The sequence below is a fragment of the Providencia sp. PROV109 genome (assembly GCF_033681625.1).
GTDB lineage: Bacteria > Pseudomonadota > Gammaproteobacteria > Enterobacterales > Enterobacteriaceae > Providencia > Providencia hangzhouensis.
This window is the reverse complement of record NZ_CP096320.1, coordinates 1,046,348-1,060,840: the sequence shown is the minus strand read 5'-3', so window position 1 is coordinate 1,060,840 and position 14,493 is coordinate 1,046,348. Positions and strand designations below refer to the sequence as shown.

Annotated in this window: 11 protein-coding genes; 2 read left to right on the top strand and 9 right to left on the bottom strand. The window is 40.3% G+C overall.

Annotated elements, in window-relative coordinates:
* Nucleotides 1-160: 160 nt before the first annotated feature.
* Nucleotides 161-1,291: a hypothetical protein gene (locus tag M1F25_RS04780; RefSeq protein ID WP_181489376.1), complete on the bottom strand. Its 1,131-nt coding sequence runs from the start codon at nucleotides 1,289-1,291 to the stop codon at nucleotides 161-163.
* A complete protein-coding gene (locus M1F25_RS04775) occupies nucleotides 1,288-2,541 on the bottom strand; it encodes a hypothetical protein (protein WP_164456029.1) in 1,254 nt (417 codons plus the stop codon). The genes M1F25_RS04780 and M1F25_RS04775 overlap by 4 nt, the downstream gene beginning before the upstream one ends.
* Before the next feature lie 276 nt (nucleotides 2,542-2,817).
* Between M1F25_RS04775 and M1F25_RS04770 the strand changes: the two genes are divergently transcribed.
* The gene (locus tag M1F25_RS04770) at nucleotides 2,818-3,531 is read left to right on the top strand and encodes a UTRA domain-containing protein (protein ID WP_004258469.1); all 714 of its coding nucleotides are present in this window, start codon (nucleotides 2,818-2,820) and stop codon (nucleotides 3,529-3,531) included.
* Between the two features lie 88 nt (nucleotides 3,532-3,619).
* On the opposite strand, the gene M1F25_RS04765 is transcribed toward M1F25_RS04770, so the two are convergent.
* The 7 genes from M1F25_RS04765 to hutU all read right to left on the bottom strand — a co-directional run bounded on the left by M1F25_RS04765 (nucleotide 3,620) and on the right by hutU (nucleotide 12,947).
* Complete coding sequence (locus M1F25_RS04765; RefSeq protein ID WP_181489374.1) at nucleotides 3,620-5,302, bottom strand: electron transfer flavoprotein-ubiquinone oxidoreductase; 1,683 nt, start codon at nucleotides 5,300-5,302, stop codon at nucleotides 3,620-3,622.
* An 11-nt stretch (nucleotides 5,303-5,313) separates the two neighbouring features.
* On the bottom strand, nucleotides 5,314-6,264 hold the full coding sequence (locus M1F25_RS04760; protein WP_004258476.1) for an electron transfer flavoprotein subunit alpha/FixB family protein: 951 nt from the start codon (nucleotides 6,262-6,264) through the stop codon (nucleotides 5,314-5,316).
* Between the two features lie 15 nt (nucleotides 6,265-6,279).
* Nucleotides 6,280-7,035 carry an electron transfer flavoprotein subunit beta/FixA family protein gene (locus M1F25_RS04755; RefSeq protein WP_112307609.1) on the bottom strand — a complete coding sequence of 252 codons (756 nt, stop codon included), beginning with the start codon at nucleotides 7,033-7,035 and terminating at the stop codon, nucleotides 6,280-6,282.
* Between the two features lie 152 nt (nucleotides 7,036-7,187).
* Nucleotides 7,188-8,627 carry a purine-cytosine permease family protein gene (locus M1F25_RS04750; RefSeq protein ID WP_094961477.1) on the bottom strand — a complete coding sequence of 480 codons (1,440 nt, stop codon included), beginning with the start codon at nucleotides 8,625-8,627 and terminating at the stop codon, nucleotides 7,188-7,190.
* A 274-nt stretch (nucleotides 8,628-8,901) separates the two neighbouring features.
* Nucleotides 8,902-10,041: an acyl-CoA dehydrogenase family protein gene (locus M1F25_RS04745; RefSeq protein WP_181489372.1), complete on the bottom strand. Its 1,140-nt coding sequence runs from the start codon at nucleotides 10,039-10,041 to the stop codon at nucleotides 8,902-8,904.
* Complete coding sequence (locus M1F25_RS04740; RefSeq protein WP_181489370.1) at nucleotides 10,038-11,222, bottom strand: CaiB/BaiF CoA transferase family protein; 1,185 nt, start codon at nucleotides 11,220-11,222, stop codon at nucleotides 10,038-10,040. The genes M1F25_RS04745 and M1F25_RS04740 overlap by 4 nt, the downstream gene beginning before the upstream one ends.
* A gap of 57 nt (nucleotides 11,223-11,279) precedes the next feature.
* A complete protein-coding gene (gene hutU, locus M1F25_RS04735) occupies nucleotides 11,280-12,947 on the bottom strand; it encodes a urocanate hydratase (protein WP_153673840.1) in 1,668 nt (555 codons plus the stop codon).
* 497 nt (nucleotides 12,948-13,444) lie between these two features.
* On the opposite strand from hutU, the gene M1F25_RS04730 reads away from it, so the two are divergent.
* Nucleotides 13,445-14,335 (top strand): hypothetical protein, encoded by an 891-nt coding sequence (locus tag M1F25_RS04730; RefSeq protein WP_112307612.1) that lies wholly within the window; start codon nucleotides 13,445-13,447, stop codon nucleotides 14,333-14,335.
* Nucleotides 14,336-14,493 lie beyond the last annotated feature (158 nt).

The following is a 14,493-nucleotide window of genomic DNA, read 5'->3' as shown; positions in this document are numbered from 1 at the left end:
TTATCTATTTTTAGTCTATCATTAAAACGTACTCTTCCTCTCCTTAAACTGCAAACTATACCTATTTTAGTATTAGCTTAACCTTTAAATAACAATAACAAAAAAGATAGGGAAAACCCTATCCTTATTGAATGAGAACACACTAAATCATCTTTACGCATCAATGCAATGATTGATAAGAAACTTGTGCTCCTTTAGTCAGCGCACTTTCATTTGAATAAGTACTTTCTATTTCAATCAAGGATTGGTCCGCCATATTGTATATTTTGTTATACAAAGGAAACTGAGGACGATAACGGATCTCTTTCGTGGCAAAATCCATCATTAAATATTGTTGCGAACCTCTAACTATATTCGAAACAATTAAACCTTGATTGCCGACTTCTAAGCTGTTCATGTGGTTATAACCGCTTTCTGCCATCACCTCAAAATTACCATTAGTATGAAATTGCATCAAAGAAAATAAGTGACGTGAGGGCTCTTGAGCAACCACAAAAATATCACCATTACGATTTTGTGCTGATTCATTGATCCTGACAGGCAGCCATTTACTGCTAATAACCTGTTTTGTTGGGATATCCATAATAACTTCTAATGATCCCATTTGGTTGCCATAGCTATACCACATCACTATTTTATCTCGATATGTTGCATAAGAAAAATTTGAATTTCCTTCAATTTCTTCAGGATATAATGACTTGGCTAAATCACGAACATTCATAAAATGTTCCCATGTCATTCCTTTATCAGCGCTGATAAAAATATTTTCATTATCCGCAACAACATAGAAAGGAGAGCTTTTAGATAAGTAGATTTTTCCCATAATCAACGTTGAAAATAGCTTGCCAGTTTTTTTACTCCAAGGTGTAAATTCACTCACTGAAAAATCAGTTAAGTTAATTTTTTGATAGCCATCACTGAACATCATTAAACATTGTTTTCTTTCACAGACTGCATTATAAAAACTTTGATCGCTATAAGTAATAAAATGCACGCCATTATTATCTGCAAATAAAATCTGGTTATCATATTCACTTGAAGGCATATAAGTATTATAAGACGAGTAATAATAATTAGAGCGGCCACTTTTTTGAGCTATAACTAACATCCCATTTTCTGCTGGAAATGTTGTTGCAAAATCATAACTACCAATCGGGAAGCTATTTTCATTATGGTTTTTCCACTGCCAATCAACCGTACCAGTACGAATAAAAATAATAAAAGTGAAAGCGAGGCTTAATACAAACACCAAAGCCAAAAAGAGAAAACGTTTACTCAGAAATGGGTTCATGAGCGCACCTCCGTCACATAATCCGTTTGGCCATTCTTACGACGTAGATGCTTCAAAATATATTGCGCTTGATAATACCCATTTCCACGCTGAGATAATTTAAAATATATCGCCACGCACAAAGCGATAAGAAAACTGATACCGAATAAAATCGTTACTGCGAAACTGATAAATAGCACACCTGTATCCACAATATTAACCCAGTCCCAATAATCCCAATATCCACCTTTCTCTAGGGTTTCAGAAATTGATAACCCTCCGGCCATAAAGACAAAGAACATTAAAAGTAAGCAAATGCCCCCCCACAGCCCGAAATAAAAACCTCGTTCTTGAGGAGCCCCCTTACCAATCAAGCTATAGGCAAGCCCGTCTTGGTGATTGTAAATACCAAAAATGACCTGCTCTTTTGAATGCGCTTGGATATTTTTATGAAAAACTTCAAGTTCATCACCTTGAGCAATAAATAGATTGTGGTTGTTGAATAAGGGTTCATTTGCTGAAATTAGAACATCCATATGGCTTTTATTAATCTGCAAACCAACATGATTGAGCTTTTGTTCTGCATCCCCCGTAGCAACTGTTAAGCTGAGGGTTGATGTAATATTAACCTTCCCACGGGTGACGAGTAATGACGCTTTATCACGATAGTTATCTGCTGATTTACGTAATTTATTGGCTTTATTTTTTAAGCTTTTAATTCCTAAAATTTCAATTTGTTGCTCTTGTTCACTCTTTTGATATTGCCCATCAATAACTAAATCCAACGCTTTTAAAATTGATTTTCGTTTTGGACTTAAAATATGCTTAGTCTCGGCCAGTGCAAGAGCAAACAAAACTATTCCACCAAAGGCAGCACAACCTAAAAGTGAGACTAAGATAATCATTAAGAAGCTATCATCTGCATTAATAAAACAGTAATACACTGCAGGTATCAGGGCCATTAAGGCTAACGAAATTAAATACTGTTTTCCTAGTGAGCGATTAAAACTAATGGTTCTATCTGGCTCAAGTCGACCATGCTTTTCATGGTAAACCCACTCAGCCCAATAACTGCCATCATTCATCTCTTCTGCACAAATAACCAAGGTATCGCCTTGTTGTAAGCGTTCTAAAAAAATTTCACTATTTGAAAAATCACCTTGATTAAAGAAAAATACTTTTTGGGAGGCAATCAATCTTACCATTCCCATTGGGCTGACATTTTGATAGTCACATTGAGTAAGACTGACATGGAAATATTGAACTCGCATGAATAAATGCCTATTTCGCTAAGTAAATTTAACATTATGATAATAAATAAAGGTATATAGCCCTAGTAAAACTTACCTTATAATTAAATAATTCAGATAAGGACGAGCACCTTAAACAGCTATTTAACTCAGGTTAATCATTAGAAATAGGTATCTCCTACTAGCAAAGCCAGTAATTACTGATAAACTTGCATTCAATACAAAGTTTGTGAGTGAAATGTGGCAATAAAACAATGTTACCACTCCTTCCTTTAACAATAATTTTGAATAACAGCGATGACATTACAACCTGCATATAAGCAAATTCAGTCTTACATTTTACGCAGTATTGATTTAGGTATTTTTAAGCCTGAAACACAAATACCGACAGAATTAGAGCTATGTGCTCAATTCAATGTAAGCCGTATGACCGTGAATAAAGCCATTTCAGAGTTAAGTCAAAAAGGGATCCTACATCGTATTGCGGGCAAAGGAACATTTGTCGCCACTCAAAAACATGAGCTCCCCGTAACAAAAGCGTTTGATATTTTTGATGAGATCTCAACAAGTGGTAATAAATATAGCGGCCACCAGCTGCAACTAAAAATTATTCCCGCATCAGCAGAAATTGCACTACAGCTCGGGATTAGTGAAGGAAGTGATGTGGGCTATTGTAAAGTACTACATTTTGAAAACGATATTCCTTTAATGTTAGAAGAACGCTATGTTAACCACGCCATTGTGCCCGACTTTGTTAAGCAAAAATATGGTGACACTGAAACTCCTAGCGGTTATTTGCAACGCCATTTTCCTGTCAGTGAAATGGAACATACCATTGAAGCTGCATTGGCCACAAAATCTATTGCTCAATCATTATCAATTAAAGAAAACTCACCTTGCTTACAACTTAGCCGTCGCACTTGGACAGGTAACACTCTAATTAGCTATGTTAATATGATCACAGCTGGCTCGCGTTACAAATTAAAATTACATTCTCGAATTGAGAATTAATGCAAAAATAAAAAAATGGGGCAAAATTGCCCCAAAGCGACTGATAAAACAAAAATATCAAGCACAACTACATCACAATAAATTCGTTTTACATTCCTTGATAAATAGGCCCTTCCCCTCCTTGGGGAGCAGTCCAGGTGATATTTTGTAACGGATCTTTAATGTCACAAGCCTTACAATGCAGGCAGTTTTGCGCATTAATTTGCAGTTTTTCCTCGCTTTTATTCCCTACAATTTCATAAACTCCCGCGGGGCAATAACGCGTCTCGGGCGCAGCATATTTCATTAAATTAACTTGGATAGGGACATTAATATCAGCCAGTTTTAAATGGCAGGGTTGTTCTTCTTCATGGTTAGTATTCGATAAAAATACGGAAGAAGACTTATCAAACGTTAATTTACCATCGGGTTTTGGGTAATCTATCGGTGTAAAACCCTTGGCTTCCTTTATTCCTTCATGATCCGATTGTTTTAATTTCAACGTCCACGGGGTACGCCCCTTAAATAACAGTTGTTCTGCACCAAATAGCATTGAACCAACCACTAGCCCTTTTTTCATATAGGGCTTAAAATTGCGTGTTTGATAAAGCTCTTGATATAACCAGCTCTCTTCAAATAGCTGGCGAAATTGCTTTTTAAACTGTAAATAATCAACCATTCCATTCTGGTTAGCACTGAACCAAGCTTCTGCTGCTAATAACCCACTTTTCACCGCACAATGGGTGCCTTTAATTCGGGCTGCATTAAGAAAACCTGCATCATCACCAATTAACACGCCACCGGGAAAGCTTAGTTCAGGTAACGCGGCTAACCCACCCGCTACCATCGTTCTAGCACCATAACTGATCCGTTCTCCACCCGATAAAAAATCACTAAATGCAGGATGGATTTTTAAACGTTGAAACTCATCAAACGGTGATAAATATGGATTTTCATAATTTAACCCGACAACCAAACCCACCGCGACTAAGTTATCCCCATAGTGATAAGCAAAGCCACCGCCATAAGTATGGTTATCTAGCGGCCAACCAACGGAATGGACAACTAACCCTGCTTGGTGTTGCTCTTTTGGAATTTGCCAAATTTCCTTGATCCCCAAACCATAGGTTTGTTTACCGCTCTCTGTGGCTAAATTAAAATGATTTATCAATTGCTTACCTAGCTGACCACGGCACCCTTCCGCAAAAAAGGTCATTTTTGCCAGTAAATTCATACCCGGTTGGTACATCTGTGTTGGGTTGCCTAATTTATCAAGCCCCATATCTCCAGTTGTGACGCCTATCACTTGGTTTTTATCATCAAATAACACCTCTGTGGCAGCAAAACCGGCAAAAACATCAACACCTAATTCTTCTGCCTCCACGGCTAGTGCAGCACTTATCTCCCCTAAGCTACCAATGAAATTACCATTGTTTTTCAAACAGTTTGGCAATAAAGAGAGGGGTAAATGACTCGCTTTATTTTCTTTTAGCCATAAAAAACGGTCATGGCTTACAGGTGTTAAAGAAGCCGAAACCTTTTGCTGCCAATCTGGTAGCAATTCATCGAGAGCACGTGGGTCTATCACTGCACCAGATAAAATATGAGCTCCTATCTGTGCACCTTTATCAATTAAACAAACCGAAATTTCTGTTCCTTTCTTTGCCGCTAGCTGCTTTAAACGTATTGCTGCAGATAACCCCGCGGGCCCACCACCGACAATCAGGACATCGAACTCCATCGATTCCCGCTCGGGAGCCTCATTTATTTTCTCAATATTGTCGATAGCCATGAGCCCCTCCATTACGCCAATGCTTTGTCAAATTCAGGTAAGATCTCAAACAGATCGCCAACAATACCATAATCCGCAACTTGGAAAATCGGTGCCTCAGGATCACTATTGATAGCAACGATCACTTTGCTTTCTTTCATTCCTGCAACATGCTGAATTGCCCCCGAAATTCCTACAGCTATGTACAAATCAGGTGCGACAATTTTCCCTGTTTGTCCTACTTGGTAGTCATTTGGCACAAAACCAGCGTCTACCGCAGCACGTGAAGCCCCAACCGCAGCCCCTAGCTTGTCAGCTATCGTTTCCAATAACGCAAAATTTTCACCTGAGCTCAAGCCTCTCCCGCCTGAAATAACCACTTTTGCAGAGCTCAATTCCGCACGGCTAACTTGAGTTAACGATTGGCTTTTTAATTGACTACGCAGCGGTATATCGGCAAGGGAAACCTTCTCTATTTCAGCACTATTTTGCGTTTCATATCCCCCTGAAAATGCCGAACTACGTACCGTAATGACCACTTTCTGGCCATTGTTTTGTACCGTTGCTAACGCATTTCCTGCATAAATAGGTCTAACAAAAGTTTGTGAATCAATAACTTGAGTAATATCTGAAACTTGTGCGATCCCTAACTTTGCAGCAACCCGTGGGGCAATATTTTTACCAAATGTCGTCGCTGGAAACAGTAAATGAGTATATTCTTCTGCAATATTCACCACCGCATGAGCCATCGGTTCTGCAAGTTGGTTTTTAAGGTTATCTGATTGTATTTCTAGGACTTTACTCACGCCTTTTATACTCGCAGCTAGCTGAGCGACCAATTCTGTCTCACTTCCTGCAACTAATAAGTGCAAATGGCCACCTGCGGTGAGAAGTTGTTTTGCAGCGTTAATACTATGATAAGTAGAGGTTTTTATTGTTTGATTATCATGCTCGACAACCACTAATACAGATATTTGGCTCATAGGTATTTTCCTCGATTAAATCACTTCTTTCGCTTGTAATGCACTGACTAGCTCTGTCGCACTGCTTAGCAATGTACATTGCCCCGCTCGTTTTTTGGGTTCTGAGACACTAAGCGTTCTAATTTGCCCTAATGGGATAAAATCCATATCAGTAATATCGATAATATCTAACGTTTTTTTCTTCGCTTTCATGATATTAGGTAAAGTTGCATAACGAGGTTCATTGAGCCGTAAGTCTGTTGTGATGACCGCTGGCAATGGCATTTCTAACGTTTCTAAACCACCGTCAATTTCCCTCGTAACTTGCAGTGATTGCCCTTCAAACTTAACTTGAGAAGCAAATGTCGCTTGCGGGTAATCCAATAATGCGCTGAGCATTTGACCTATTTGATTGCAATCATCATCAATAGCTTGTTTGCCTAATAAAATAAGATCTGGCTGTTCCCTTTCTACGATTTGTTGAAGTAAACGCGCTATATCCAGTGGCTCTAGTGTTAACTCCCCAGATCTTTGGACTAAAATCCCACGATCAGCGCCAATCGCCATCGCACTACGTAATGTTTCTTGATAACCAATGTCACCGATGGAAACCGCAATCACTTCTGTTGCTTTTCCCGCCTCTTTTAAACGCACAGCTTCTTCGACGGCAATTTCATCAAATGGGTTAATTGCCATTTTGACATTCGCCAATTCAACCCCTGAACCATCGGCTTTTACTCTTATTTTGACGTTATGGTCTATCACTCGCTTCACTGCGACTAAAATTTTCATAGCAACTCCTATCCCAATTCTTCAACGATTGGTGGGTATGGTAATGTTCTAAAACCGTTTTTTAGGTTGAGAGAAACCGTAACAGTGATAGTTACACTGCTACTGGCTATCTCAATTTTTACGCTTTTTAATGCTAGTTTTTTATGAAATGGTTATTTTGTTGTCGGTAATATCAACCGATCTGCGACTGACATAGGCCATTTTTTAATCGCAACATAGTAAAGAATACTTGTTGCTACTAAGCCAACAATCCATGAAATATCGACACCACCGAGTTTTTCGACTAAAGGCCCGGTATAAAAACCTGTTGATATAAATGGTAATTGTATTAATACACCGGCAATGTAAGTGAATATCCCGACTTTATTCCAACGCCCATAGCGGCCATTTGGGTTTGCAAGTTCGGGAACGTCGTAGCGACCTTTAGTGACCCAATAGTAGTCAACTAAGTTAATTGCACTCCAAGGGGTAAAGAATGCAAGTAAAAACAATAAGAAAGCAGAGAAGAGTTTTAAAAATGAGTGCTGGCCCGCTAACCCAAGTAGTGTTGAAAAACTGACCATTAGAATAATAAAGAACAACCTTTGGCCACGAGAAATTTGGCTTTTCCCACGGAAACCACACCAAATCGCAGCCATAGACATAAAGCTACCATAGGCATTCAATGCAGTTATTGTCACTTTCCCATAGAAAATACTGATATACAGCAACGCCGCGATTAAACCTGTACTGCCTAAGCCCACAATATACGAGACTTCATTACCGGCAAACTGATTACCAGCAAGCGCTGCGGCAAAAACCCCTAAAATCATTGAGGCTTGCGTACCAATTACTGTGCCTGAACCCACAGCCAAGAAGGCTTTAATTGTCGGGGTTTTAGTCGGTAAATAACGAGAATAGTCAGCAACATAAGGCCCAAATGCAATTTGCCAAGAAGCAGACAGTGACATCGCTAATAAAAAGTTCGTCCAGCTAAAATGGCGATTTTCCAGTAATACCGAAACATCATTCATATAAAACAGACGGAAAAATAGATAAAAGAACGTAATCACGCCGATAACGCTCGCTACTTTCCCTAAAATATGGATGATGCGATAACCACAAATTGTAATGCCGATAATCACCACACCAAAAATAATAATTCCAACCCAATCAGTCACATGTAACAACTGACCAACCGCTTGCCCTGCCAGCACGGTACCACTAGCAGAAAACCCGACATACATCATGCAAACTAATAAAATAGGGATGACGGCACCGTATACGCCAAACTGTACACGACTCGAGATCATTTGTGGTAACCCCAATTTCGGCCCTTGCACCGCATGCAAGGCCATCACCGCGCCACCTAATAATTGGCCAATAAACAAGCCAATTAATGACCAGAATACATCTCCGCCAAGCACGACTGCCAAGGCCCCCGTTACAATTGCCGTTATTTGCAAATTAGAACCGAACCAAAGTGTGAATTGGCTCGATAAAGTGCCATGGCGCTCGGACTCTGGAATGTAATCGATGGAACGCGCTTCGATTAAGGGTACATTCTCCTGCCGGTTTTTTTGCCCTGTAGCGATGTCGTTTGAAACTGTCATGGTAACTCCTCTTTAAGCAAGGCTGGCTTAAAGAATGAACCAATTAATCGTAATGGAACCGCAATAACTACAATTGTAAGGTACAGTTATTAAGCATTACGCTGGGTGATGTTTTATCTGTTATTCACCCTGAATAACTAATTGAAATACATTCTTAAACCTGATTGTTGTTGTGTTTTTAATTCCATGATCCTGTTGTCAGGTAGTGCTTCCTGTGGTGCTCCATAAACGAGTAAACGCCTGTCCCGCTTACTCATTTAATACTTAAAATTAATTAGTGGGCGTCTAAAACAGCACGTGAAATAATAATTTTTTGTATTTCTGATGTCCCTTCAAAAATCCGTAAAATCCGTGCGTCACGCACATAACGTTCAAGAGGAAGGTCACGAATATAGCCGTAGCCGCCATGAAGCTGTAAAGCCGCATCCGTTACAAAACCCGCACACTCAGCAGCAAACAATTTCGCCGTAGCGGATTGCAAACTAAAACGCTCCCCTGAATCACGTAATTCCGCAGCTTGCCAGGTCAACATACGAGCCGCCTCCAATTGCGTGTGCATATCCGCAATACGCCATTGAGTTCCTTGGTATGCAGCTAAGGGTTTTTTACCAATTTGGCGTTCTTTTACCCAGCCTAAAGCACTTTCCATCGCGGCTCGAGCAATACCTAGTGACGTTGCAGCCACTTCAACACGCCCTTTATCTAAAACTTCCATGGCGGTGTGGAACCCTTTATTTTCCTCTCCCAGTAATGCAGATTCAGGTAGCCAACAATTCAATGCTAATTCATAAATGGTGCTACCCCGTAACCCCATGGTTTTTTCAGGTTGAGAAAATGCCACACCTTCAGTGCCTTTAGGGATCATAAATGCACTGATGCCACGGGCTCCCGCTTCAACATCGGTTTTAGCATATAACACAATAAAATCAGCCTCTTTGGCGTTTGTGATATAGTGTTTATTTCCTCGAATACGCCATCCGCCATTTTCACGTACAGCCACAGTACGCATATCCGCAGGGTTAGAGCCCGCAGCCGGCTCAGTTAAGCCGAATGCACCTAATAATTCCCCAGCAGCGGCTTTTGGTAACCAATGATTTTTTTGCTCTTCTGTCCCACCAATTAAAATTGAATCTGTCGCCAAAAAATGCGCCGTTAGAGCCGATGACGTCGATGCACAAGCTGCTGCAACCGATTCCACGACCTTGCTCATCGCCACACTGCCAATACCAAAACCGCCATACTGTTCAGGTAAATTAATTCCCCAACAGCCTATTTCCCCTAACGCTTGTAAACTTTCAGCACAAAAGGTTTCGGTTTCATCGTATCTTTGTGCATTCGGCTGTAAAATGTCATGGCAAACTTTTTCTACCGCATCTACAACCGCTTGTTCCGTTTCATTAATATCAAAACTCATTGCATCGTCTCCGCATTTTTAATTGTTGTTTTCGCTGGTTTATAAACTAAGTTTGCCTCACCTAATTTCGGGGCACGGCGGGTCGAATGAGGTTTCTTTCCATTAAAAAAAACCGGTTGAGAAACCAATGGTGTTCCTCCATCATTCAGGTACGTCAGTACTTGCCTCACTTCGGCGTGTTCGCTTTGTGTCGCTTGGTGTAAATTATGAATGGGTGAAGCAGGAACGCCCGCGTTTAATAATATGTCACATACCTCTTCAACCGTTTTTTGGCGTGTCCAACTTTCGATTTCTTTTCTAAGTTCAGCTTGGTACTGCGTTCGGCTTGGGTCATCACCGTAGCGCGGGTCGTGGCATAACTGCGGTTTTTCCATACATTCGCAAAAGCGTTGAAATAGCTTTTCACTCGCAATCGCGATAACGACTAAACCGTCTTTTGCTTGATAGGTATCAAATGGCGTGGATACTGGGTGGCGGTTCCCCACTAAGCTCGGGGCCTTATCATTTGCAAATAAGTTTGAAAGCCCAGTTAACTGCATGCTGAGTAAGACATCTACCATCGCCACATCAATATACTGTGCCGCTTCACCATGACGCTCTCTCGCAAATAGCGCACTGCTTATCGCCCATGATGCAAACATCCCTGCACACACATCGCCAATTGACTCACCGCTGCGTGTTGGCCCTGTTTCTGGGAAACCAGTGACACTCATTAGGCCTGACATCGCTTGTGCCACAATGTCATAAGCCGGGTAACTGGCAAGTGGGCTGTTTTGCCCGAACCCTGAAATACTGGCGTAAATTAATTTAGGGTTGTGCTGTTTTAAGCTCTCAAAATCGATGCCAAGTCGTTGAGTCACACCAGGGCGAAAGTTTTCAACCACCACATCACTTTCTTTGACTAATTGAAATAAAATCGCTCGGTCTTCATCCGCTTTAAGGTCTAATTCAATACTGCGTTTACCTCGGTTAATCAAACCATAGTAAACACTTTCACCATCAATAAATGGCCCTAAATGGCGGCTGTCATCACCGTGGTTGGGCACTTCAATTTTGATCACTTCAGCACCAAGATCGGCCATCATACCGGTGCAATAAGGACCTGCTAACACACGGCTTAAGTCGATCACTTTGATCCCCGCCAGTGGCCCTTGTCTTTTCTGAGTTAACGCAGCATTCATACTGAATTCCTTATATTCCAGAAAGTTGCCGACCGATTAAGCAGCCGGCAAAGGACATTACTTCACCATCGGCAAGTTCAAGCCTTGCTCTTTCGCACAGTTAATGGCGATGTCATAACCTGCATCTGCATGGCGCATAACGCCCGTTGCAGGGTCATTATGTAAAACGCGCGCTAAACGTTTATCAGCAGCGTCCGTTCCATCACATACAATGACGACGCCTGAATGCTGTGAGAAGCCCATGCCAACACCACCACCATGATGTAAACTGACCCATGTTGCCCCACCTGCGGTATTTAACAGTGCGTTCAATAAAGGCCAGTCTGATACGGCATCAGAGCCATCTTTCATGGATTCCGTTTCACGGTGTGGACTCGCAACAGAGCCTGAATCTAAGTGATCACGACCGATGACAATAGGGCCTTTTAACTCACCACTTTTCACCATTTCGTTGAAAGCACGCCCTAATCTTTCTCTGTCTTTTAAACCGACCCAACAAATACGTGCAGGGAGCCCTTGGAATGCGATACGTTCACGTGCCATATCGAGCCAATTATGTAAGTGTTTGTCATCTGGTAATAATTCTTTTACTTTTTGGTCTGTTTTATAGATATCTTCTGGGTCACCGGATAACGCGACCCAACGGAATGGTCCAACACCTTCACAAAATAGCGGGCGAATATAAGCAGGAACAAAACCTGGGAAATCAAAGGCATTGCTAATTCCTTCATCTTTTGCCATTTGGCGAATATTGTTGCCGTAGTCAAAAGCTGCTGAGCCACGTTTTTGCATCGTTAGCATCGCATCTACTTGTACTGCCATGCTTTTTTTCGCAGCTTTGGTCACTTCAGCAGGGGCAGTTTGTTGTTTTTCACGCCATTGGGTGAGTGTCCAGCCCTGTGGTAAGTAGCCATGTACTGGGTCATGGGCACTCGTTTGGTCGGTCACTGAATCAGGGGTGATATTGCGTTTCACCAATTCACTGTAAACATCAGCCGCATTACCTAATAGCCCAACAGAAACGGGTTGGCCATTGGCTTTGGCATCGTCGATATATTGCAATGCTTCATCAAGAGAAGTCGCTTTTTTGTCTACATAACGGGTTCTTAGACGAAAATCGATACGGCTTTCATCGCACTCGACCGCTATCATGCTAAAACCTGCCATAGTTGCTGCTAATGGCTGTGCTCCTCCCATCCCTCCAAGGCCACCGGTTAAGATCCAGCGCCCTGCGGCGTTGCCATTAAAGTGCTGTTTAGCAAGCGAAACAAAGGTTTCATAGGTGCCTTGAACGATCCCTTGAGAACCAATATAGATCCAAGAGCCGGCCGTCATTTGGCCATACATCATTAGGCCTTTGCGATCTAACTCATTAAAGTGATCCCAATTCGCCCAGTGAGGAACAATATTTGAGTTTGCGATCAACACGCGTGGGGCATCTGGATGGGTAGGGAACACACCAACAGGTTTACCTGATTGCACGAGTAATGTTTGGTCATCTTCCAATGTGGTCAGCACATCTAAAATTTTGTCATAACATTCCCAATCACGTGCTGCACGGCCGATACCGCCATAGACCACCAAGCTTTGAGGGTGCTCAGCAACATCTGGGTCTAAATTATTTTGGATCATGCGGTATACCGCTTCTGTCAGCCAGCTTTTACAGGTTTTCTCACTGCCACGTGGTGCGCGGATCACTCGAGTTGAGTCAGTACGATTTAACATGGTTGTATCCCCTATCATCCATTTTTAATTAACTTTAAATTAACAATTTTGTTTGTAATAATCTGCGAGATACCCAGTTAGTGGCGATGCACGTGCGTCTTCAAACTAATTAATTGATTATAAATCAACAGATTATTTTTATATCAACTTGCTCGAGATTATCTATTCATTGAGAGTATTTATCGATGATTTAAATATATATACATTTACTTCACAAAGTATATACATTTAAATTTGAAATTTTGTAGGAAGTGTGAAGGTTGGAATACGAGGGAAGTTATACAACAACAAGTAGCTGTATGTTTCTAGAGGGAAAGTTGTATATACATTTGTTTTTGTGTATAGAAACAAGCAAATAACAAAATTGAGAGTCGCTTCACAGAACGTTGTAACGATGTATAGAAGTAGATGCGCTATTCATTAGCTATTCACGCTTCTTGCAATTATTTCTTCTAAAAACAGGTTATTTTTCCTCCTGTTTAAAATTGGAGAATTTTATGAGCATCGACATTGCTAATTTTTTTAATCGGGTAAGAAATTATTTTATCCCTAACAGCAAGAGAAACCTTGATATCACAAAAATAAATAAAACTCAGTTATCACTTCCTGCTTCAAAATTTAATTCTATACCTAAAGTTATTAATACCGAAGAAGAGGCTATTCAGTTTGCTGAAACTCATTATTTCTTACCTGAAAATTTCATACATAGAAAAGGGTGTGATACCTCACTAAATAATTTAACAACAGATAATCAACGAGTTGAATTAAAAATCAAAAAAGATATAAATTCTTTTTTTAATTCAAAAATTAAAGATCACAGTGAGACATTAACAAAAGTAAACAATAATTTAATTCCCTCTAGTCAACCAACAAAAAAACATTCATCCTTAAATCAAATTGGCCTTGATATACCAAGAATGAATATTTTTGTTAAAAATAAAGATAATAATCCAACTAAACTACAATCCATAATTGATATTAATAAATACCTAGGAAAATTACCGCCTTCACATATATGCCATATTTGTAATATTGCAAATCAAGCCCATTTGGCAGAAGGCACTATTAAAGCCTCGGAAATGATAAGTAAAACCCAATCCGAATTTTTATTTCAAGATCATGGCAAATCATCAATCATGATTAATATTTTAGATAATAATAGCTATCAGGTAAAATCTGAAGGTTACTTTAATTTAATCAATACAAAAACTGGAAAAAAAGTTAATAATTCAGAGGTTATAGCAGAAACGACGACTCATTTTACATTTGATGAACAGGATAAGTTAATTGCTGAAAAACAGGACAAGTTAACACTAAAAATAAAAATTGAAACGAACCCACCACATCTATCACTCGATAGCATAGCCAATAGCAATTTAATGATTTAATAAATAATTCACGTTGTGGCTAGGCGGCAAAATGAGGATATCTCGGGGAGCATACACAAGTATGCGCCCCAAATAGCTGAATGAAGCCAACAACACCACAGCATGAAGTATGACGAAAATTGGGGAACATACATAAGTATCTGCCCCAACTAACCTAA